This window comes from Natronorubrum texcoconense (genome assembly GCF_900100335.1).
In the GTDB taxonomy this organism is placed as follows: Archaea; Halobacteriota; Halobacteria; order Halobacteriales; family Natrialbaceae; genus Natronorubrum; species Natronorubrum texcoconense.
This window is the reverse complement of sequence record NZ_FNFE01000001.1, coordinates 76,735-97,768: the sequence shown is the minus strand read 5'-3', so window position 1 is coordinate 97,768 and position 21,034 is coordinate 76,735. Positions and strand designations below refer to the sequence as shown.

The 21,034-nt window shown below is 64.8% G+C and carries 26 protein-coding genes; 10 read left to right on the top strand and 16 right to left on the bottom strand.

The window, feature by feature from the left end; genetic code table 11:
* Positions 1–38 precede the first annotated feature (38 nt).
* The 4 genes from BLT08_RS00435 to BLT08_RS00420 form a co-directional block, all read right to left on the bottom strand.
* Positions 39–242: a hypothetical protein gene (locus tag BLT08_RS00435; RefSeq protein ID WP_006089844.1), complete on the bottom strand. Its 204-nt coding sequence runs from the start codon at positions 240–242 to the stop codon at positions 39–41.
* Positions 243–346: 104 nt separating this feature from the next.
* Positions 347–994, bottom strand: a complete 648-nt coding sequence (locus tag BLT08_RS00430) for an HAD family hydrolase (protein WP_090302842.1) — start codon at positions 992–994, stop codon at positions 347–349.
* A 72-nt stretch (positions 995–1,066) separates the two neighbouring features.
* Positions 1,067–1,450, bottom strand: a complete 384-nt coding sequence (gene lwrS, locus BLT08_RS00425) for an LWR-salt protein (RefSeq protein ID WP_090302841.1) — start codon at positions 1,448–1,450, stop codon at positions 1,067–1,069.
* Between the two features lie 19 nt (positions 1,451–1,469).
* Positions 1,470–1,751, bottom strand: a complete 282-nt coding sequence (locus tag BLT08_RS00420) for a 4a-hydroxytetrahydrobiopterin dehydratase (RefSeq protein WP_090302840.1) — start codon at positions 1,749–1,751, stop codon at positions 1,470–1,472.
* Between the two features lie 120 nt (positions 1,752–1,871).
* On the opposite strand from BLT08_RS00420, the gene BLT08_RS00415 reads away from it, so the two are divergent.
* Complete coding sequence (locus BLT08_RS00415; protein ID WP_006089840.1) at positions 1,872–2,051, top strand: hypothetical protein; 180 nt, start codon at positions 1,872–1,874, stop codon at positions 2,049–2,051.
* A gap of 81 nt (positions 2,052–2,132) precedes the next feature.
* Here the strand turns inward: BLT08_RS00415 and hemA are convergent, their stop codons facing one another.
* From hemA to BLT08_RS00395, 4 genes are all read right to left on the bottom strand, one after another.
* On the bottom strand, positions 2,133–3,509 hold the full coding sequence (hemA, locus tag BLT08_RS00410) for a glutamyl-tRNA reductase (RefSeq protein ID WP_090302839.1): 1,377 nt from the start codon (positions 3,507–3,509) through the stop codon (positions 2,133–2,135).
* The gene (locus tag BLT08_RS00405; protein WP_090302838.1) at positions 3,506–4,162 is read right to left on the bottom strand and encodes a precorrin-2 dehydrogenase/sirohydrochlorin ferrochelatase family protein; all 657 of its coding nucleotides are present in this window, start codon (positions 4,160–4,162) and stop codon (positions 3,506–3,508) included. The genes hemA and BLT08_RS00405 overlap by 4 nt, the downstream gene beginning before the upstream one ends.
* A gap of 29 nt (positions 4,163–4,191) precedes the next feature.
* Positions 4,192–5,295: a siroheme decarboxylase subunit beta gene (gene ahbB / locus BLT08_RS00400; RefSeq protein WP_090302837.1), complete on the bottom strand. Its 1,104-nt coding sequence runs from the start codon at positions 5,293–5,295 to the stop codon at positions 4,192–4,194.
* A gap of 115 nt (positions 5,296–5,410) precedes the next feature.
* Positions 5,411–5,815: a DUF5778 family protein gene (locus tag BLT08_RS00395; RefSeq protein WP_090302836.1), complete on the bottom strand. Its 405-nt coding sequence runs from the start codon at positions 5,813–5,815 to the stop codon at positions 5,411–5,413.
* Positions 5,816–5,960: 145 nt separating this feature from the next.
* Here BLT08_RS00395 and uppS point away from each other — a divergent pair, with 145 nt between their 5' ends.
* On the top strand, positions 5,961–6,917 hold the full coding sequence (gene uppS, locus BLT08_RS00390; protein WP_090302835.1) for a polyprenyl diphosphate synthase: 957 nt from the start codon (positions 5,961–5,963) through the stop codon (positions 6,915–6,917).
* Positions 6,918–7,007: 90 nt separating this feature from the next.
* Complete coding sequence (locus BLT08_RS00385; RefSeq protein ID WP_090302834.1) at positions 7,008–7,454, top strand: DUF7344 domain-containing protein; 447 nt, start codon at positions 7,008–7,010, stop codon at positions 7,452–7,454.
* 75 nt (positions 7,455–7,529) lie between these two features.
* On the opposite strand, the gene BLT08_RS00380 is transcribed toward BLT08_RS00385, so the two are convergent.
* Positions 7,530–8,135 (bottom strand): undecaprenyl diphosphate synthase family protein, encoded by a 606-nt coding sequence (locus tag BLT08_RS00380; RefSeq protein WP_090302833.1) that lies wholly within the window; start codon positions 8,133–8,135, stop codon positions 7,530–7,532.
* Positions 8,136–8,391: 256 nt separating this feature from the next.
* Between BLT08_RS00380 and BLT08_RS00375 the strand changes: the two genes are divergently transcribed.
* Positions 8,392–9,744, top strand: coding sequence for a DUF92 domain-containing protein (locus BLT08_RS00375; protein WP_090302832.1), 1,353 nt, complete (start codon positions 8,392–8,394; stop codon positions 9,742–9,744).
* 450 nt (positions 9,745–10,194) lie between these two features.
* Here the strand turns inward: BLT08_RS00375 and BLT08_RS00370 are convergent, their stop codons facing one another.
* The 4 genes from BLT08_RS00370 to BLT08_RS00355 all read right to left on the bottom strand — a co-directional run bounded on the left by BLT08_RS00370 (position 10,195) and on the right by BLT08_RS00355 (position 13,876).
* On the bottom strand, positions 10,195–10,590 hold the full coding sequence (locus tag BLT08_RS00370) for a hypothetical protein (RefSeq protein ID WP_090302831.1): 396 nt from the start codon (positions 10,588–10,590) through the stop codon (positions 10,195–10,197).
* A gap of 354 nt (positions 10,591–10,944) precedes the next feature.
* The gene (locus BLT08_RS00365) at positions 10,945–11,226 is read right to left on the bottom strand and encodes a hypothetical protein (protein ID WP_245724121.1); all 282 of its coding nucleotides are present in this window, start codon (positions 11,224–11,226) and stop codon (positions 10,945–10,947) included.
* Between the two features lie 140 nt (positions 11,227–11,366).
* Complete coding sequence (gene dnaG, locus BLT08_RS00360; RefSeq protein ID WP_090302829.1) at positions 11,367–12,794, bottom strand: DNA primase DnaG; 1,428 nt, start codon at positions 12,792–12,794, stop codon at positions 11,367–11,369.
* 221 nt (positions 12,795–13,015) lie between these two features.
* Positions 13,016–13,876: an ArsR/SmtB family transcription factor gene (locus tag BLT08_RS00355; protein ID WP_090302828.1), complete on the bottom strand. Its 861-nt coding sequence runs from the start codon at positions 13,874–13,876 to the stop codon at positions 13,016–13,018.
* A gap of 175 nt (positions 13,877–14,051) precedes the next feature.
* Between BLT08_RS00355 and BLT08_RS00350 the strand changes: the two genes are divergently transcribed.
* From BLT08_RS00350 to BLT08_RS00340, 3 genes are all read left to right on the top strand, one after another.
* Positions 14,052–14,348 (top strand): DUF3311 domain-containing protein, encoded by a 297-nt coding sequence (locus BLT08_RS00350; RefSeq protein WP_090302827.1) that lies wholly within the window; start codon positions 14,052–14,054, stop codon positions 14,346–14,348.
* Positions 14,345–15,820 (top strand): sodium:solute symporter family protein, encoded by a 1,476-nt coding sequence (locus tag BLT08_RS00345; protein ID WP_090302826.1) that lies wholly within the window; start codon positions 14,345–14,347, stop codon positions 15,818–15,820. Before BLT08_RS00350 ends, BLT08_RS00345 begins: the two co-directional genes overlap by 4 nt.
* A gap of 85 nt (positions 15,821–15,905) precedes the next feature.
* Positions 15,906–16,691: an SDR family oxidoreductase gene (locus BLT08_RS00340; protein WP_090302825.1), complete on the top strand. Its 786-nt coding sequence runs from the start codon at positions 15,906–15,908 to the stop codon at positions 16,689–16,691.
* A gap of 5 nt (positions 16,692–16,696) precedes the next feature.
* On the opposite strand, the gene BLT08_RS00335 is transcribed toward BLT08_RS00340, so the two are convergent.
* Complete coding sequence (locus BLT08_RS00335; RefSeq protein ID WP_090302824.1) at positions 16,697–17,353, bottom strand: phospholipase D family protein; 657 nt, start codon at positions 17,351–17,353, stop codon at positions 16,697–16,699.
* Positions 17,354–17,429: 76 nt separating this feature from the next.
* Entirely contained in the window at positions 17,430–18,209 is a 780-nt protein-coding gene (locus BLT08_RS00330; RefSeq protein WP_090302823.1) for an endonuclease/exonuclease/phosphatase family protein, read from the bottom strand.
* A 155-nt stretch (positions 18,210–18,364) separates the two neighbouring features.
* Between BLT08_RS00330 and BLT08_RS00325 the strand changes: the two genes are divergently transcribed.
* A complete protein-coding gene (locus BLT08_RS00325; protein ID WP_090302822.1) occupies positions 18,365–19,321 on the top strand; it encodes a hypothetical protein in 957 nt (318 codons plus the stop codon).
* A 44-nt stretch (positions 19,322–19,365) separates the two neighbouring features.
* Here BLT08_RS00325 and ubaA read toward each other — a convergent pair whose 3' ends face one another.
* Complete coding sequence (gene ubaA / locus BLT08_RS00320) at positions 19,366–20,208, bottom strand: SAMP-activating enzyme E1 (RefSeq protein ID WP_090302821.1); 843 nt, start codon at positions 20,206–20,208, stop codon at positions 19,366–19,368.
* 168 nt (positions 20,209–20,376) lie between these two features.
* Between ubaA and BLT08_RS00315 the strand changes: the two genes are divergently transcribed.
* On the top strand, positions 20,377–20,562 hold the full coding sequence (locus BLT08_RS00315; protein ID WP_090303883.1) for an HVO_0416 family zinc finger protein: 186 nt from the start codon (positions 20,377–20,379) through the stop codon (positions 20,560–20,562).
* A gap of 217 nt (positions 20,563–20,779) precedes the next feature.
* Positions 20,780–20,938 (top strand): DUF7563 family protein, encoded by a 159-nt coding sequence (locus BLT08_RS23800; RefSeq protein ID WP_440770752.1) that lies wholly within the window; start codon positions 20,780–20,782, stop codon positions 20,936–20,938.
* Positions 20,939–21,034: the final 96 nt, after the last annotated feature.

Below are 21,034 nucleotides of genomic sequence, written 5' to 3'. Positions count from 1 at the left end.
AAAAACCGTCGCAGATAGCGCGACCGATACGCCGTCGATCAGTCGCTCGAGGGCGAGGGGAGCAGATCCCGAACGAAGACCTCGTCGGGGAGGTCGGGAAGCTGCGGCGGGACGACGCCGTCGCTCGAGTCGATCGTGTGCCCCGTCTCGACGTAGTGTTCGATCGCTCGGCGCGAGCGAGCGCTGCTGGAGGGCTCGTCGGTCTCGCTCGTGTGCCAGTCGCAGGTGAGGCAGTATTTCATTCGCGTCTCTGCTTCCAGCTTAGAGTCGCCTCCTGAATCTTTTTTGGTATTGCATGACTCGAGAATCGACCCGATTCGAGACGTACGGGAGTCGACGGCCGACGTTAGAACAGTTCGTCGAACGACCGGACTCGGTAATCGCCGAGGACGCACAGCCCGCGCCGGTCGTGGCCGACGCGCTCGACGTGGATAGCGTCGAGGCCGGCGTTCCAGGCCGCACCGACGTCGTTGGCGCCGTCGCCCGCGAGGACGCCTCGATGACCGTTGTTCGCAACTCCGAGATCGTCCATCACGGATTGGACGGGCGCCGGGTCGGGCTTCCAGCCGGTCTGTTCGGTACAACACAGGCGCGCGTCGAACCAGTCGTGAATGTCGAGGTGGTCGAGCACCGGCTCACAGAGGAACTGCTGGCAGTGCGTGACGAGACCGACCGGCACGTCGAGGTCAGTGACGAACTCGGCATCCTCGTGGAGGTAGGTCTGTTCGGCCCGCACCAGCGGATCCTCTTCGTCGTGGAAAGCCTCCCAGAACGCCTGCGGATCGAGGCCCCACTCTAGGAGTTGGCGGTCTCGAGAGCCGGTCAGACCGCTCCAGATGATATCGGCTTCGCGGTCGGTGAACTCGTGGCCGACCCGGTCGCCGACCCGGTCGAACACGTCGCGGGTGTACGACCATTCGACGTCGACGAGCGTCCCGTCGAGGTCGAGCAGCCAGAAATCGTACGGATCGTCGTCGTCCATCTCGCCGTCCATCGGACGCCGAGATACGTGCGTCTCGGCTAAAGATGTGTCGGCTGTGTGTTCGTTGGTCACGGAATTACTCGTTCACTCCTTGTCGGTAACTCGGATACTCGAGCCCAGATACTTCGAGAGCGCCTCCGAGACGTTCTCGGCGTTGAACGTCTCGAGATCGGCCGCGATCGCGTCTTTCATGGCCGCGAAGTACTCCTGGTCGACCTGGAGTTCCCGAAACGAGACCGACTCGACCGGCTCGTCGAGCCACTCCTCGACGAGTCCGCGACCGTACGCCGCGTCGCTCACCTCGCCCCGCCAGAGCGTGTCCCGGAAGAACAGCCATCCCTCGCGCCCCGGCTCGGGAGCCTCGTGAAAGACGGTAACCGTCGTCTCGGCCGTCGACGGGTCGAGCCGAACCGAGGGCTGGTCGGGCTCGAGGCGAATCGTCGCGCGGAAGACGTATCGGGCTTCCATCGCTCACCGTGTCCGCATCTCAGGCGTTCTTCTCGGACTCGATCAGCTCCGCCATCTCGGTGTCTTTGTCCGTGATACCGCCTTCCTCGTGGGAGGTGAGCCGGATCTCGACTTCCTCGTAGCGGATGATGATCTCGGGGTGGTGGAACTGCGCTTCGGCGATCTCGCCGACCATCTGGGCGAAGTTGACGCCGCGGAGGTAGTCGCTGAACCCGTACTGTCGAACGATTTCGTCGCCCTCCTGAGTCCACCCGCTGGGGAGCTGGTCGTCGATTTCGTCGTCGGAAAGCAGATCGGCCATAGTCGGCCGAACGCAACCCAATTAAATAATGATTGTGCCGCGCGAGGTCGTCCGGCCGGAACACGGACCTGCACCACCGACAGGGACTTATCGACGAGCGGAGTACGTGCTGGCAGTGTAATGTGTGATCGGACAGGCGATTGTTCGAACGACGATACCTGCCAGCTCGTCCTCAGAAACGGGCACACCGGGATCGAGACCACCGAGTACTACTGCAAGGCACACCTCGTCGTCCGGATCTGGGAAGTCGAAGCCGACGACGACCTCGAGGTCGTCGACGCGACGAAGCTTTGGCACTGACGCCGTCGTTATCACTGACTCGTCGGGGAGCGTCGTCAGAAACGGTCGTGATGACGTACGTTCCGTGCTCGTTCGAGCCGACTAATCGTCGTCCGTCGCCTCGAGGTGGGTCTCGGTGGCCGTCGCGCCGCCGATGGGAAGCGGCGGTGCGATCGGCCCGTCGTCGCCGCCGAAGTCGGGATCGAACAACTGAAGCGCCGTACTGATCGTACTCCAGTCGTCCTCCGCGGCCGCCTCCCGCAGACTCTTGGTCGGCGGGGCGAGCAACTGGCTGACCAGCGCATCGGCCATCGACTCGACGACTTCGCGTTGCTCCGCCGAGAACTCCTCCCCCTCGAGTCGGGAGAGCGCAGTCTCGAGTTCCCGTTTTTTCATTCGTTCGGCGGACTCGTACATCGCGGCGATGACCTCGTCGGCGCGAGCGCGCTTGTACTGCTCGCAGAGCAGGTCGAACTCGCGGTCGATCATCGACTCGACCTCGCGGGCCGCGTCGGCGCGCTGTTCGCGAGTTTCGGCCGTAATCGACTCGAGATCGTCCAGATCGTAGACGGTCACGGTCGGAAGCGAGGCTGCCGTCGGCGCGACGTCGCGTGGCTGGCCGAGATCGACCACGACTCGGGTGGAATCACCGTCGGTCCCGTCCACGTCTCCACGGCCGGGCGCGTCGACACCGCCGTCCGATTCGAAGTGTTGCGCATCGAGGATCGGATCCTCGCTACCGGTCGCCGTGACGACGACGTCGGCGTCGCTCGCGAACTGGTCGAGCGCCGACAACGGTGCGGCGTCGGTGTCGGTCTCGAGTTCGCTCGCGAGGTGTTCGGCGCGGGAGACGGTTCGGTTCGCGACGACGACTTCCTCGACGCCGGCGTCGGCGAGGCTGCGGGCCGCGAGTCGCCCCATCTCGCCGGCGCCGACGACGAGCGAGGTCGCGTTCTCGAGCGGGATACTCTCGGCAGCGAGTTTCGTCGCCGCCGAGCCCAGCGAGACGATGCCTTCGTTGATTTCGGTCTCGGTGCGGGCGCGTTCGCCGACGTGAATCGCCTTCGTGACGGCGGCCTCGAGCATCTCACCGATGCCGCCGGCGCTCCGAGAATCCTCGTAGGCGGTCCGAACCTGTCCGAGGATCTGATCCTCGCCGAGGACGACCGACTCGAGGCCGCTCGCAACGGACAGCAGGTGGCGCAGACTCTCGTCGTGGTCGGTAACGACGACCGCGTCGTCGGCTACGTTCGCGAAAAACTCTTCGAGCGCAGCCCGGCCGACGGCGGCGTCGGTCGCAACGACGTAGGCCTCGACTCGGTTACACGTCGAGAGGACGTACGCCTCTTCGACCGCCGGAACGGTGAGCAGGTCGGCGACGCCGGCCCGCTGGCTCTCGGGGCTCGCGTCGGCGAGATCGTCGACGCTCCCGCTTTCGTGCGTTACTCGTCCGGCAGTCACGACCCCTGCCGGAATCACGGTGGGTCACCCCCGGCAGGCAGTTCCTCGTCCAGCACGTCCTCGATCACTTGACCACAGTTGGAAGCACCCGTACGTAAAGCTGTCCAAACGGCCGGAGAATTGACGACATCGACGACGATCTTGCGTCGTCGGTCGGGATCGACGTCCCGCGATTTCAGCTCCGTCCGCAGTTCGCCACAGACGCGTGCCATCTCACCCGCTCCGGCGAGCGTCTCCTCGAGTTCCTGCCGGAGATGCTTGCTCAGCGCGGGTGCGGTCCCACCCGTGGAGATCGAGACAACGACGGGGTCCTCGCGGACGGTCGCCGGGACGACGACGCTGCCCGGGTCGCGCTCGCCCGATCGGTCCGCGCGATTGACGAGGATGCCGCGGTCTCGAGCGGACGTTGCGACGGCCTCGTTGATCGCTTCGTCGCTCGTCGCGGCGACGACCAGCGCGGGTGCGGTTCGCTCGAGCCAGTCGTCGATATCGTCGGGCTGGGGAGCAGCCCGCACCAGTTCAGCGCTGCCGAACTCGTGATCGGCGAACGCGGGACTGACGACAAGTACCTCGGCTTCGCTGGCGAAGCGACGCGCTTTCCGCGCCCCGACCGGGCCGCCGCCGAAGACGAGCACCGTCGCGCCCGTAAAATCGTGCAAGAGTGGAATCATCCTGTGAGTTGGATTGCAAACGCCGTTGGTTACCGGGATTCGGTGTTGGCTTCGGCGCGCTCCGCCATACGGATACCCGTTTTCTTCAATATTTGCGTCGAGAACAGCGAGTCCCAGTCGTCGTCGCCGACGTCCCAGTGGGCGGCCATCGTTTCGCGAACCTGTTCGATCCGTCGCTGGCTCTCTTCCTCGCTGCGGCCGTGGGTCATCGCGAAGAAGTTGTACGGCCAGACGCCCTCGTGGCGCGGCCGCCGGTAGCAGTGCGTGACGAACGACAGCCCCGCGACTTCGGGACCAACCTCGCTCACGAGGTCGTCCGGGACGTTCCAGACCGTCATCCCGTTTTCCGTGTAGCCGAGCGCGTAGTGGTTCGGCACGACGCCGATGCGCCGAATCTTGCCCTCCTGCTCGAACCGCTTGATCGTCTCGAGGACCCACTCGAGATCCTGATCGATCGCCGCTGCGACGTCCGCGTACGGCGTTTCGGTCAGTGGCAGTCCGTCCTGGATCTCGAGAATAAGGTCGCGCTCGGCCGGCGTTAGTGTCGATTCGTCGGTCGGGGTAACGTCGGGACCGAGATCGGTGCAGTCGACGCCGGCGGCCGCGTCGTCAGGTGCATCGCTCGAATCGTTCTCACTGCCGTCGAGCGGGCCGTCGACGTAGAACTTCGCCTCGACGCGGAACTCCTGCTCTTTGGGGAGGTTGTACGTCTCCTGGCCGGTTTCGTCCTCGATCTCGGCCAATACTTCCTCGACTCGCTCCTCCTCAGCCACACTCACGACGAACCAGACGTTCAGGTGTGGATGTTCGCGCTCGTAGTTGTGTGCGACCTCCCGGTGGGCGTTGACGGCGTCGACGACCTCGTCGAAGCGGTCCTCGGGGGCGTGCATGGCGACCAACGTCGCCGCGCCGCCGATCTCCTGGGCGTTGACCAGCGGACCAAAGCGCGAGAGGACGCTCCGCTCGTCCAGGTCGCGAATCGTCTCGAGTAGTTCGGCCGCGTCGATGTCGACCCCGCGTTCGCGCATGGCCGCGGCGGCGGGTTCGAAGGGGCGTTCGACGACGGGAAAGCCGCCCTGAAAGGCGTTGACGACCGCCCGTTCGCGTTCCGACAGGTCGACGTCCGTGTTCATACTAGTCGTTCGGAAGTCCCGTGGCATAAGCGAACCGGGACGGGGCGCTCGAGCGCGGTATCCGAACGTCGGACTGCCGAAACCGATGGCCGTTTCCTCCGCAGAAACAGGCCGTTCAGTCGCCCTCGACGCCCGTAACCTCGTAGCCGAGCTCGCGGACGTCCTCGAGAATCGCCTCGTGGTCGGCGCTCGCTCGGTAGTAGATGACGATGTCGAAACTGCCCTGGCGCAGCAGTTGCTGGCACTCCCAGACGAACGACTCGTCCTCGAGGGTGAGCCCCTGGTGCTGGTTCGAGGAGAAGTCGGGGTCGTCGTTGCCCGAGTAGACGTAGCAGTCCTCCGGCTCGTGGCCCGAGTGCTCGGCGATGATATCGCCGACGTCGAGGGTGGCCTGCATCATCTGAACGTCCTCCTGTCCGTCGTGATCGGTGTGGACGATCGCGCCGTTGAGTTCGATCTCGCCCGGTTCGAGGAGCCGTTTGGTCCGCTGATAGAGGTCGTCGTCGATCGCGTCTGCCATTGGTCGAGCCGACGGCGTCCGAACGGATAGCCGTCACGATTTCCGGGAGACCGACCGAACTCCACGCTCGCGGCGTGACACTCGAATTCTCATGGTGGTACACACCACACAAGACACATAGGGATAGGTGACCTTTTGCCGAGCAATGAAGCGGTGGCTCCGGCAGCGCGTCGACGCGGTCTACGAGGAGGTGCTCTCGAGAGAGATTTCCGGTGCACCGACGCACGTCGCGGTGATCCAGGACGGAAACCGGCGATACGCTCGCCGCTTTGTTTGTTACGGGTCCGGCGGCCACCGAGAGGGGGCCCAGACGACCGAGCGCGTCCTCGAGTGGTGTCAGGACATCGGCGTCGAGGAGCTGACGCTGTACGCGTTCTCGACGGAGAACTTCGATCGCCCGGACGAGGAGAATCAGGCGCTGTTCGACCTCCTCTGTGAGAAGCTCCGGGAGTTCGCCGACGCCGAACGAGTCCACGAGAACGAGGTCCGCATCCGGGTGATCGGCGAGGTCGAACGTCTTCCCGAACGGGTTCGCGACGCCGTCGACTACGCCGAACGCCGCACCCGCGGCTACGATCGATTCGTCCTCAACATCGCGCTCGCCTACGGCGGACGCTCGCAGCTGCTCGAGGCCGCACAAGGCGTCGCCAGTGACGTCGAAACTGGAACCCTCGAGCCGGGCGCGATCGAGGTCGAGACGATCGAGGACCGACTCTACGACCAGCCGGTTCGGGACGTCGACCTGATCATCCGAACCGGCGGCGACGAGCGAACGTCGAACTTCCTCCCGTGGCACGCCAACGGTAACGAGGCCGCCGTCTTCTTCTGTACGCCCTACTGGCCGGAGTTCTCGAAGACCGACTTCCTTCGAGGGATTCGAACGTACGAACACCGCGAGGAGTCCTGGCGACGAACCCGCGCCCGGCGGGCGATGGCCCTGCTCGGCGCCGTCAGCGATCCCGAACTCGTCGAAGCCAAGTCGGTCGTCGAGCGCTTCCGGGACTCGCTCCCGACGGCCGAACAGCCCGATCCCGACGACCTCGAGGGCGTCGACACTGGACAGGTGGACGACCTCGACTCGAGCGGACAGGCCGCAGACTGAGCGCGACGACCGGCATCCGACGACGGGGTCGGCCGAACATGTTTACTCACCACAAGGATTTTATCGGTCATTCTCGCACTTGTAGTTGGTATGCCAACGCCCCGCATCCCTGTCGACGTCGATCGGTTCACGCGAGTCGCTGAGGTTTCGACCGAGACAGCCTACGCGCTCCTCGCGAGTACCCGTACTCGGATCGTCCTGCACGTCCTCTCGACGTCAGGACCGCGTTCTTCCCTCGAGGGGTTGGCGACGGCGGTCGCTCGATTGGATCCCGAAGCCTCGCCGACGTCGGCCCGGATCTCGCTCGTTCACGTCGTCCTGCCGAAACTCGAGGCTCACGGGATTCTCGAGTATGAATTGGGGGAGGAGGCCGTCCACCTCGACGGCCCGATCGTCGGTCTCGAAGAGCCCATCGGGACGGCGCCGGACGCGACGGGTGAGGACGGTCGCGGACCGACGACGAGGACCGATACTCGCACGCCGACGACTGGCAGCGACGGACCCGGATCGATCGACGCCCGCGACCCGAAAAAATAGCCGTTCGGTCGTCCCACTACCGGTGGCCGAGACGGGGGTTCGGATTTGTCGGGCAGGAGAACGGGGTAGAGCAGTTTACTGACCGTAGCGTCGCGACCGGTTGCAGTACTCCCGGACCGCCCGCAAGAAGTCTCGCTTGCGGAAGTCCCGCCAGTTGACGTCCGTGAAGTAGAGCTCCGAGTAGACCGACTGCCAGATCATGAAGTCCGAGAGTCGTTCGGCGCCGGTCTTGATCACGAGATCGGGTTCGGTCGGGAAGATGAGGTGTTCCTCGACCCGCTCGTCGTCGATCTCGTCGGGAGCGAGTTCGCCGTCGTCGACGCGTTCCGCGAGCGTCCGGACGGCGCTGGTGAACTCGTGTTTGCCGCCGAGTCCGATGCCGATCCGGATCGGCGCGTCCGCACGGGTCTGATCGTCCGGCCCTCGAACCGCCACCGCTCGCGGCGCGTCGATCGTCTCGAGTTCGCGTCGCAGCGCCGGAACCGCAGCGGCGTCGAGGACGCTCACGTAGACCGTCACCTGCGAGGCGTACTCGAACGCCCACGCGAAAAACTCGGTGAGCGTCTCGTAGGCGCCGCGCTCGAGGAGGTCGCGCTCGGTGATGACGAGCGCGACGTGGTCGGGCAGCGTGCCGTCGTGGCGGCGGATTCGCAACGCGAGGTACCGTTCGTACAGACCCACGGCCTTGCGTTTCCGGTGCGTTGGTATACCGGTTACGAAGCGTCAGCGGAATCGCCCCGCTTCGGTGGGACCGCTGGCGCTCACGTTTCCTGCCGGTTACGGCGAGTGTATTCGGCCTGAGACAGTCGGTTGTACGGAGTTGACGGCCTTTCTGTTCAGTTACACGTTTTCCGGGTAGCGCCGTTGACGCCGGTGAGAACGGCCGCGGCGTGGTTCACGAACCTTCAAGTAAACGCCACAGAAAGGACTCGGTATCGTGACAGCACCCGTTCGGCGAGCAGGAGCGTTCGCGCTCCTCTGTACGCTCGTCCTCGCCGTGCCCCTCGGCGGCCCCTGGGTCGGGGCCGCGATCGCGGCCGTCGTGATCGGAGGGGCGTTCGCCGTGACCGACGGTCCGCTCTTCGACCTCCTCGCGTATCCGGGAGACTACGAGGACGGTCGCCTCTACGGACTCATCACGTTCGTCCTCGCAGCCGTCACGCTCGGTCTCATCGCGGTCACCGCCTCGATGTCGGTCGCCGTCTTCGTCGCCGCCGTACTCCTCGTCGGCTACGGAAACGCCGCGGAGCAACTCGCCAGCCGTCGGACTGACCACGACGTCGTCCTCGTCGCCGTCTTCTGTCTGGTCGCGACCGTCGCGGCCGTCGGCGGGCAGGCGATCACGCAGTCGCTGACCGACGGCGCCGACTCGCTCGAGTCGATCGGAACCACCGTCCCGACGATGCTCTTCCTCGGCGCGAGCGCCGCGTTGCTCGCGGCCTTGCTCCGGGACGTCCTGCTGGCCCGCGACGACCCCATCGTCATGCTTTCGGTCGGCTTGCTGGGCTGGCTGCTCGCGGAACTCGAACCGGCGCTGACGCTCGACGGCGTGGAGATCGTCGCCGCGTTGGGGATCACCATCGCCCTCGGCTACGCCTCGTACGCCCTCGAGACGGCCTCGATCGCGGGGATGCTCACCGGCATCCTGCTGGGACTGTTGACCATCGTCCTCGGCGGCTACGGCTGGTTCGTCGTCCTCATCTCCTTTTTCGCCATCGGCGGCCTCTCCTCGAAGTTCCGCTACGAAGAGAAGGAAGAACTGGGCGTCGCCGAGGATAACAACGGCGCCCGCGGCAGCGGCAACGTGCTCGGCAACGCCGCCGTCGCGATCGTCGCCGTGCTGGGCTACGCGGCGAGTTCGGCGACGATACTGCCCGGTAATCCCGAGCCGGGGCTCTTCCTGTTCGCCTTTGCTGGCTCCGTCTCGACCGCGATGAGCGACACGCTCTCGAGCGAGATCGGGAGCGTCTTCGACACGCCGCGGCTGATCACCACCCTAGAGCCCGTCGAACCTGGCACCGACGGCGGCGTCACCTGGCAGGGGGAGATCGCCGGTATCGCGGGCGCCACCGTCGTCGCCGGCATCTCCTACGTCCTCTTCCCGGAGGTCGGCGTCGTCGGCGCGGCCGTCATCGTCGCCGCCGGCATCGTCGGTATGACCGTCGACAGCCTGTTAGGGGCGACGCTTGAGGGCCACGTGCTCGGCAATCAGGGCGTGAACTTCCTCGCGACGCTGTCGGGCGCGCTGTTCTGTGCCCTCGTGGTGCTGTCGTTCACACTATTCGGGTAACTGGCGCTGCTGACCGCGTTGTGAGAGATCACGACCGGCGGTACGTACGGGAAAGGCGTTACTGGAGTAGCCACCTGCTCCCAGGCGAGGCGTCAGAAACGGCCTGCTGAATGCAGAGGATGGATGCAGCGCGACGATTCAAGTGGAATACGATCAGAGACAGACCTCGAGTTAGGTGCAATCATACCCATTGGGATGAATCAAGATTGGAATATCAATACCTTCTCCGAGGTTTGGTGTCGATGATACTCATATCACTCACTCGCCTCTCATCAGAATTACTGACACAAAACGCGGAATCCCAGGGACGGTATCCGTCGATGTTGAAGGATGCATCGAGTGAGATAACTCCATACTGAACGTGCCTTTCACAGGTAACTCTGAATAACGAAACCACACTAGTATTCGTTGTTGATAGTTGACACAAATTTCGACGAACCGACGGCTGACTCACTGACCGTCATCAGGTGAAAACTCGTCACGGCACAGAAGGACGACGCCACAGCCGACGAGATACAGGGTGATGACACCGGCTAACTCACCCGCTGTCGAATATTCAGGGTTGGTTACTGTGGTTTCTGCGAAGCTAACGCCGATGAAAAGTAATCCTCCAATTAACCCAAGTAGTTGTCTACGGTGAATGAGGACGTTCATTCCCAGTCCGAACAACACACCGAGCAAGTAAACCGCACCCAGAACGTCGCCTCGGAACGCAGTACTTCCCTGTGGGATCCAGCTAATGGCACTTAAAAACACAAACGCCCAGAAAAAATTGATGATCCAGTCGGTCGTCCGTGGGCTCCGAATCCGCAGCCGGTTCCACCCCTCCGACAAACCGGTGATCATTACTCGACGGTAACAGGTCTACTCGGATAACTTTTTCTCGTAGCGCAAGCCGACCTCATGTTTGCAACGGTCTCTCTCAAAATATCTCGTAGTTCTAGCTGCAACGTCGGTGTAGCGTTCGCAATCGTCTCGTTCAGCCGTAGCTCATTTTGCGGGGTGCGGAAACTGTACTACCCGTACTGACCGTCACCGCCCTTGGGAGATTGACCCTCGGCTCGTGCCACGTTCGCGCCCTGTATTCAGCACGGTCTCGAACACTACTGACACCTTAGTAACTAGTAGAGCCGTCAGTTCGCTCACAAAGTAACCGAACAACCTACACCGACTAGATTCAAAGCGGCGACAACTAGACAATTAATCGTCCGCGACCGCACCGACATCGTCCCGCCTCCCGTACGCCCGTCGATCGTCTCGAGCCCGCTCCGCCGACTCTGGTGGCTGAGAGTCGATACCGATCCGACCTGGCGAACCGTCGGACGACGGATCCGCCGCGTCGTCACACGACGGACCCGTCGAGTCGACAGCATCGTCGCGGGTCGCTCGCCACTGACTGTACGCCGCCGCGTTCGTCGCGGCGAACAACACGAGCACCCAGCCGGCGAGGAGGACGAGCGCGGCCATTGGTGGTGGTGACATCTCGAGCGGAACTCGAGGGGAGCCGATTATCAACATCTCGGTCCGAGCCGCGTTTGCGAGTGGAACGCACTCACGTCAATACGTAGTGCTGCGGAACCGCCTCCCCACGACTCGAAATCGGTCCGTCAGCCAGTCTCCGCTCAGCCCGAATCGGGACGTTCCGCCGCTACGTCGTCGATCGCGTGGATTCGAACGCCCGTCGGCCGCTTGGTGAACTGACCGAGCGAGCGCGCGACGATTCGGTCGACGCCGCGGTCGGCCGCCAGATCGAGCAGTCGCTGGCTGAGGATCGCATCTAAGACGACCGTCGTCGGTGCCGGCTCGAGCGAGTCGAGGGCGTCGTAGGCGTCGTTCGCGTCGGTTTCGTCGATAGTGTCGCCGTCGGCGTCGAGAAATCGAACGCGGTCGGTGCCGTCTCGGATGACCGCCGACGCGTGGCCGTAGACGGTCTCCGGGTCCGCGGGTTCGGTCGTCGCGTCGGCGTCCGCCGCTGGTGTCGACCCCGCGTCGGTGCTCGCGGCCGACTGCGCGCTCGCGGAGCCGTCTGCCGGACCAGCAGCCTCGCTCTCGGTCGCCGCTTCGCCAGCGACCGTCGCGTCGGTAGCCGCGTTCGAGGCCCCCGTCGATCGGTCGGCCGAACCGGACGACTCGTCGATCGACGTCGGGGACGCGGCTTCGGATCCGTGCGTGCGTCTGGCGTCCGGCGCCGGGGCGGGGGTCGAACTCCCGTCGGTCGCCGCGACGGCCTCCCGAGGCTCGTTCAATCCGGAGACGTTGTCGTAGGGAACCTTGTTGCGCAGCGACGCGAACAGCTGGTGGTGGTCGAGATCCTCGACGGAGGTGCCGGAGGGTGCGAACGCGACGTAGTCGATGTCGCCCACTTGCGAGAGCTCCTCGAAGATGAGATCGCCGCCGCGGTCGCCGTCGAGGAAGGCCGTGACCGTGCGGTGTCGGGTCAGTTCCGCGACCGCGTCGGGGACGTTCGTTCCCTCGACCGCGATGGCGTTCTTGACGCCGTACTTCAGCAGGGTGAGCACGTCCGAGCGACCTTCGACGACGATGATCGCGTCGCTGTCGGTGACCCGCGGGCCGGCCGGCAGTCCCTCGTACTCGGTGATGTCCTCGACGCGGACGTGCTGGCGGACCTCGGCGAGGATCTCCTCGGAGCTCATCACGCTGTCGTCGAACCCCGTCTGCAGGAGTTCCTTCGCTCGATTTACGACCTCCTTTCGCTTGGCCGCGCGGACGTCCTCGATCTCGGTGACCTCGAGGTCGGCCCGACACGGCCCGACGCGGTCGATGGTCTCGAGCGAGGCGGCGAGCGTCGCGGTCTCGACCTTGTCGAGGCTGGTCGCGATGGTGAGGTGGCCGTGTGACTGGCCGGCGGTACTGGATATCTCGACGTCGATACGGCCGACTTTCTGCGACTGGCGGAGGTCGCGGAGGTCGAGTTCGTCGCCGAGCAAGCCTTCGGTCTGGCCGAAGATCGCGCCGACGACGTCGCTCCGCTCGACGACCCCGTCAGCCGTAACGTTCGCGTGGATGAGGTATTTCGACGTGTCTTCCATGGGGAATCCCCTCGAGGGGCACCGCAGACGCGGTGCCGCGGTCGGTTATGTAGATTTTGGATCGTGACGGGGAAATAGCTGTTGACCTGTTGGAGCCCCGTTCCTGCGATCCGGTGTTTCGTACCACGCTCGCTGACCGACGGCGCGACGTTGACTACCACCGTAGTCGGTCAGCGGGGCGCCGCTGAGTGCCGGAAGCGCCCGGTCGCCGGCGGACGCCGTCAGTACGCCGGCCGGTACCAGTACCAGTAGAGGGTGACTGCAGTCAACACGAGCAGGCCGCCGAGGAAGAAGATGAGCCCAGGTGGTACGGTCTCGAACAGCGTTTGGGCGACCTCGGCCGTACCGTCGGCGGGTTCGACGGCGCCGTCGCCGGCCGTCGGGTCGGCGTCGATCGTCTCGCCGGCGTCTTCGTCGTCGTACGCGACGTCGGCATCGTCCGACGCGGCCTCATCCATCTCCTCGTCTTCCGAATCCGTCTGTTGGGCGCCGAAGTCGTCGGACGCGTCCTCGTCCGTCGCCGAATCGTCCGTTCCAGCGTCGTCCGTCGAATCGGCCGATTCGCCGGCGTCCGCTCCGTCGCGGTCGTCAGGTTCCGTCCCTGCAGGAGCCGTCCCCGCCCCCGAGGAGTCCGTCGCCGACTCGGCCCACCGCGTGAGTCCGTGGTGGACTAACAGGCTCCCGCCGGCCAGTGCGCCGATACCGCCGACGAACCGGGATAGCGCCTCCCGTATTCGGCTCGCCGCCGACTCGTCGCCCGTGACGATCAGCGGGCCGTCGGTCGCCGCGTAGACGCTCATCTCGTTGCCGCGAGAGGAGTACCACGTATCGACGACCGAGACGAGACCGGCGTCCTCGAGTTTCTCCAAGTGGTAGCGAACGTTCTGAATCGAAGAGTCGATCGCCTCGGCGACGTCGCTCGGCGTTCCGGGCTCCTCGTCCAGTCGGGCGTAGATCTGTCGCGCAGTCGTCGACGAGAGCGCGCTGAAGACGGCATCGGCGTCCTCGCCTTCGAGGTCGACGATGCGTGGCTGGCCCTCGTGTTCTGCGGGTTCGGAACGGAACGGGAACAGCCGGGCCATATCAGTTCGAGTTGCATTCGTCTGGCAGTACCTATACGTTTTCTCCTCCCTGAAAGAGCGATTTTACCTTGGAAAAGCGTGCGACTGAGCGGGGCTCGAGGGATCGATAACGGATTCTCTTCAATCGGGGCTGTTGAATGGAAACGAGTATCAGCGTCGATCCCAACCTCCGGATATGCGCCGGCTAGAACTCGTGGGCTGGATCGCGGTCGCGGTCGTCCTCAGCGCGCTCGCGATCCCGTGGTTCCTCTGGGGGGACGCAACGGTCGTCGCCGGATTGCCGGTGTGGCTCTGGTGGCATATCGGCTGGATGGGGCTCGCGTCGGTCGTCTTCTACCTGTTCACCCGGCGAGCGTGGGGGATCGGCATCGAAACCGAACCGGAGGGAGACTCGAGCGGGGACGGAACGTCGAACGGGAACGGCGGAACGAACCGCTCGGCTCGATCGGCAACTAACGGTGATCGGCCGTGAGCCTCGCCCTCCAACTCGGCATTATCGTCGGCTATCTGCTCCTGGCATTGGCCGTCGGGCTGGTCGCCTACCGGCTGACCGACCGGACGGCGGAGGACTTCTACCTCGCCAGTCGGACGGTCGGAACGGTCGTGCTGCTGTTTACGACCTTCGCGACGCTGCTTTCGGCGTTTACGTTCTTCGCGGGACCGAACATCGCCTACGCCCAGGGCCCGGAGTGGATCCTCGTCATGGGGCTGATGGACGGCATCATCTTCGCCGTCCTCTGGTACGTCATCGGCTACAAACAGTGGCTGCTCGGCCGGCGCTACGAGTACGTCACGCTCGGCGAGATGCTCGGCGACCGGTTCGCCTCGAGGCGCCTCCGCGGTCTCGTCGCGGGCGTCAGCCTGCTCTGGCTCTTTCCGTACGTCATGCTCCAGCAGGTCGGCGCCGGCACCGCACTCGAGGCCCTGACCGAGGGTGCCGTCCCCTACGCCGCCGGTGCGGGACTGATCACCGTGTTCATGATCCTCTACGTCGTCGTCGCCGGCTTTCGGGGAATCGCGTGGACCGACACGCTCCAGGGCGCGTTCATGCTCGTCGCGACCTGGGTCGCCCTGCTCTGGGTGCTCGCCGTCGTCGGCGGTCCCGGCGCCGCGACGGACGCACTGGCGTCCAACGAGGCGACCGCGGAGTTCCTCTCGCTCGGCAGCGCCTACTACACGCCACAGTGGATGCTCTCGACGGCGATCACGATCGGCTTCGGCGTCGCGATGTTCCCGCAGGTAAACCAGCGCTTCTTCGCCGCGGGCTCGAGAACGGTGCTCAAGCGCTCGTTCGCGCTGTGGCCGATTCTCTGTGTCCTGCTGTTCGTTCCCTCGTTCATGCTCGGCGCGTGGGCCCGCGGGCTCGACGTGGCGATTCCGGAGGGCGAGAACGTGCTGCCGGTGATCCTCGCCGAGTACACGCCCGTCTGGTTCGCCGCGCTCGTCATCGCCGGGGCGATGGCCGCGATGATGTCCTCCTCGGACTCGATGCTGTTGTCGGGGTCGTCCTACTTCACGCGGGACCTGTACCGACCGTTCGTCGACCGCAACGTCTCGGATCGCCGCGAGGACCTGCTGGCCCGAGTCGGCGTCGTCGTCTTCGCGACCGCGGCGTTCGTCGCCAGCCTCTGGAACCCAGCCACGCTGTTCGAACTCGGCGACGCGGCGTTCAGCGGCTTCGCCCAACTCGCCCTGCCCGTTCTCGTCGCGCTCTACTGGCGACGGACGACTCGAGCCGGCATCACGGCCGGCATCGTCTGCAGCCAGGGCTTTTACCTCTCGAGTCTCTTCTTCGCGACCGTCCCGAGCGCGTACGCCGGCTGGACGGCCGGACTCGTCGGGATGGGGCTCGGTCTGCTCGTCACCGTCGCCGTCTCGCTGATCACGACGCCCGCGGACGACGAACGCCGGACGATCTACTTCGACGGGCTGGGCGCGGACTGATCGACGGTTTTCACCGATATCGGACCCGAACGAGCACCTTGCCAGTGACATCGGGACTTAGTAGCACGCCGTCGTGCACTCGAGCATGGATCTCGATCTCGGCGGAAACAGCGCACTGGTAACGGCCTCCTCGAGCGGACTCGGCTTCGCGAGCGCGCAGGCGCTCGCCGAAGAGGGGGCGAACGTGATGCTCTGCGGTCGCGACGAGGAACGTCTCGAGGACGCCCGCGAGGCGATCAGCGAGACGGCCGCAGGGAAGGTCCGGGCCACGCCGACCGACATCACCGATCCGGACGACGTGTCCCATCTCGTGAGCGAGACGGTCGACGCGTTCGGCGGACTCGACCACCTCGTCACGTCCGCGGGCGGCCCGCCGAGTACGACCTTCCTCGAGACCGACGAACGGGACTGGTACCAGGCCTACGACCTGCTGGTGATGAGCGCGGTCTGGACGATCGAGGAAGCCCACGAGCACCTCCTCGAGTCGGAGTACGGCTCGATCACTTGTATCACGTCCCGCACGGTCCGCGAAGTCGCGGACGGCCTGTTGCTGTCGAACGCCGTCCGGCGAGGCGTAATCGGTCTCGTGAAGACGGTCTCGCGAGAGTTCGCTCCCGAAATTCGCGTCAACGCCGTCTTGCCGGGAACGATCGAGACGCCCCGTATCGAGGAGCTCATCGAGGCGAACATCGAGCGCGGCGTCTACGATGACTACGAGGAGGGACTGACCGACCTCGCGAGCGAGATTCCGATGGATCGTATCGGCGATCCCCGGGAGCTGGGCGATATCGTGACCGTGCTCTCGAGTCCGCGCTCGAGTTTCGTCAACGGTGTCGCCGTCCCCATCGACGGCGGGCTGTTGCGCAGTTAACCGCATCAAACGAGTCGAAAGAGGGTCGCGAGCACCACGATACCGATTACCACAGGCACCACTCTGAGCATCACGTTACGCGTCGGAAGCAACCGCGCCTTGTGCGACCAGTTGACGAACGAGCAGCCGATCTGCACGGGAACGAACAGGTCTCGTCGTCGCAACGGCTCGGACATCGCTACGATCTCGTCGACCCACTCGAGGAACGGCCGCAGGTCCGGGTGGTCGCAGCTCTCTCTGGTCATCTCGAGACCCAGTTCGATGTTGTACTCGAAGGCGACCTGCGTGATATTCGCCGAGCCGAGGATGCAGAGCGGGTTCGGACCGTCGCGGACGTAGAGTTTCGCGTGGAGTCCTCGCGGCTGTTTGTACAGCCGCACCTGATCGTGGTCGTCGAGCGCCCAGAGGTCGTGGGCGATCCGGGCCGAAAACTGGTCGGAGGCGGGGCCGACGATCGCCACCAGTTCGTTCTCGCGAGAGCGCTCGAGGAACGAGACGACCTCGTCCCGTATCGCCAGATACCCCTGGTAGGTGAAATAGCCGCTGACGATGTAGATCGTTCCGTCGCCGGCGAACAGATCGGCCAGCGCCTCCTGAACCCGCCGGTTGGAGTCGGTGGTTCCCAACAACGAAACGGCCGGTTCGGTCTGAAACTCGCTCATCGGTGGGTACACTATCGAGTCGCTATTGAATGGCGGGTACGCCGGGTGACCCTAGAACGGGCGGTTCGCGACCCGGCTACCGGTTGATTTCCAGGACGACTGGGCGGTGATCGGAGAGTTGGACGTCGAGTACGTCACAACGTGCGACGTCGATCGTCGGCGAACAACAGAACAGGTCGAGGCTTCGCGAGTCGACGAACAGTTCGTCGAGCGGGCGCGACGGGACGGTCTCGCCGGGAACTCGCGGCTCGAGTCCCGCTCGATCGGTCAGTTCGGTCAATTCGTCCGTGCCGTCGAACGTGTTGAAGTCGCCGGTCACGACGATGTCCCGCCCGCGGGCCCGTTCGTCGATCAGCGCAGCGAGTTCCCGCAACTGCAGCGTCCTGCTTCGAGCGCGCAGCGAGAGGTGGACCACGAAGAGGACGATGTCGGACGCGAGCGACACCTCGAGGACGAGTCGTTTTCGTCCCGTCGACAGGTAGTGAGCGGTGGTCGGACGGCCCGAACGGGAGAGCACGGCGTTTCCGAGGTGACCGTAGAACGGCAGCGAGTCGACGATCCCGCCGTTGCCGTACTTGTTGGCGACGTCGCCCTCGTAGGCGAGCTTCCGGTCGCGAAGCGATTCGACGAGCGTGCGAAACTGGCCGTCGGTCTCCGTCCGGTGTGAGCCCCGGTCGAGCTCGACGAGCGAGACCACGTCGGGACGCTCGCGCTCGACGAGCGAGACGAGTTGGTCGAGTTTCCGCCGTTCCACGTCGGTGTCGCCGAGCAGCGAGGTGATCGGCGGCGGAACGTACCCCCAGAGGACGTTCTGGTATCCGAGCAGGTAGCCGGCGTTACAGGAGAGGATTTTCATAGGCGTCGAGCGTCGGACGTATCGACCGCTCGTTCGGTCGTACTCAGGGGGTATCCGATATAACTATTTCTCCGACGATACTAGCGTCGAGTTCTCCGGCGCTGGTCTCGAGTCGAACCGTAACCCTCTCAGTTCACCTTCTCGTCTTTCGATTCGTGTACCGTCCGGCACAGCTTGCGGGCTACCTCGCGTTGCTTCTGACGGCCGGCGCGTTGCTCGTAGGGTCCGTCCTCGCTCCGGCCGAAATGCCGAGTGGAACGATCGGGATCCAGCTCGGAATCATCCTCACCGCCGCCGTCGCCGGCGCGATCGAACACCGACGCGAACTCGAGGCGTTCGAACCGGCCGCCTTCGGCCGAACTGACGCCGTCGACGCCGTCGCCGTCGTGATCGGTGCCGTCGTCACCTACGCCCTGAGCGTCCACGCCGGCGTCGGGCCCGTGCTCGCCTCCGCGCTGGTGGGGCTGGCCGCCGGACTCGCCGTCCCGAAGGTCGGCGCGCCGGTCTACTGCGGGTCGTTCGTCGGCATGGCCTCACCGGCGGTGTTCGGGTCGCTCGAGTCGGTCGCCGTCGCGGGCGTCGTCGCGGGACTCGGATTCGTCGCGACGACGGAGTCGTTCGGCGGCGTCGGCGGTAAGCTGGGGACGCTCGCGATGTTCGGCTGTCTCGCGACCGCGGCGCTGCTGGGGCTCGACTTCGCCGAGGCGGGAGCCCCGCAGTGGGAGCTCGCCCACCTCATCGTCCCGGTGGCCGTCGCCGGAGCCGTCGCGACGGTCGTCCTGAGCGTCCGCCTCGAGTGGGGTGCCGTCGTCGGCTCCGGCGTCGTCGGCGTGGTCGCGGGCGTCGCGTTTCCGCTCGCCGTTCCGGAAGTCGGGGCGACGCTGGCAGCTGTCGCCTTCTGTGCCTCTTTCGTCGGAATGTCGAGCGCGGATCGGTTGGACGGAGCGCTCGCGATCGGCATCGCCGGCGGGCTCTCCGGAGTCGTCTTCCTGCTGGTCGCACCGGCGTTCGAGGGTTCCGGCGGGAAACTCGGGACGATCGCGTTCATTTCCTGTATCGGGCTTCTCGGCGCACTCGAGCTTCGGGAGGTCGCGGTTGAACGGTTCCGATAACGAACTGAGTCGAGAAGAGGCGGCCGAACCGGCGAACCGGCCGACTAATCCGCCGAAATTTCGCAACTGCCCTCGTAGCTCACGTCTTCGACCGACTCGATAGCCGGCTCGTCGCCACAGACCGGACAGGACGGGTTCGACAGAACGTCGACCGTCTCGAAGGTCATGTCCATCGCGTCGTACATGAGGAGCCGTCCCTCGAGCAGTTCGCCCTTGCCGAGGACGTACTTCACGACCTCCGTCGCCTGAATGCAGCCGACGGTGCCGGGGAGGACGCCGAGAACGCCCGTCGTCGCGCAGTCGGGGACGGTGCCGGGCTCGGGCGCCTCTGGGAAGAGACAGCGATAGCACGGCGAGTCGGTATCGGATTCCGTGCCGCGTTCGTTCGTAAACGTCGTCACCTGGCCCTCGAAGCGGTAGATTGCGCCGTGGGAAAGCGGCGTGCCGGTGAGCACGCAGTGGTCGTTGAGCAGGTAGCGTGTCCCGAAGTTGTCGCTGGCGTCGAGGACGACGTCGTAGTCGTCGACCAGTGTCGCGACGTTGTCCGCCGTGAGGCGAGTCTCGTGTGGCTCGACGTCGATGTCGGGGTTGAGTGCGCCGACGTAGTCGGCCGCGCTCTCGACTTTCGGCCGGCCGACGTCGTCGTCGCCGTGGACGATCTGTCGTTGCAGATTCGACCGTTCGACGACGTCGTCGTCGACGATGCCGAGGCGGCCGATCCCGGCCGCCGCGAGGTACTGGATCGCCGGCGAGCCGAGTCCGCCCGCGCCGACGACCAGCACCGAACTCTCGAGCAGCCGTTGCTGGCCCTCGGGCCCGATTTCGTCCATGATCACGTGTCTCGAGTAGCGATCGAGCTGGGTCGCATCGAGGCGCAGGTCGCTCATGGGTAGCTATTCGGCCGAGACCGAGAAAAGTCCGCTGGTCGGCACAGCGACGCTGGAACCGACCGAGGATCGATAGAAACAGCCACCCGATAGCGGGTATCGATCGGGTCGAGGCAGAAATATGGGGCGACCACACAGTTTAATAGTGTGGGTGCTATTGACACACCTATGGCAACCTCACCCAGTGACGCCGGTGACGACGTCATCGACCAATTCCTTACGGACCGCGGTCACACGGTAGAACGGGTCGGGTGGGACCAAGAGTATAACAAGAAGCAGTGCCCGGACTGTGGCGGCCTCCACGATACGTCCGCCAGCACCTGCACCGTCTGCGGCTGGGAGCCCACGGTCTGAACGACCGCAGCTCGTTTTCACGCAGTATCGAGCGCACTCGAGCCCCAGAGCGGACGCCGTCGCTCGGCCCACGAGACCACGGCCTCGAAAACGGTCTCGTCGACGCCACCGTGGTACCAGCATGCCAGCGATTATCGGCTGCCCTGCGGTATTTTCCTTCCCGAACGCACGATAGAATTATAATGTATGAATTGCCAACAGTTCAGTGAGAACCACTATGCCGGAATGCCAAAACTGCGACGCGTTCGTCACCGACGCGTACGCTCGCGTGTTCACCCCACGCGGTGTCGAGAATCCGCGGGTCTGTCCGGACTGCCAGGACAAAATTCGCGACGGTGCCGAGGTACGAACCGCCCGCTCCCCGCGAAACCCCTGAAACGGTTAGCTTCGGTCGCTCGCAGTCGAAATCGGTACCTACATCGGCATTTTTGCCGACGAAAATCCACGTGACTTATGGGTATTGCGCCCTTGA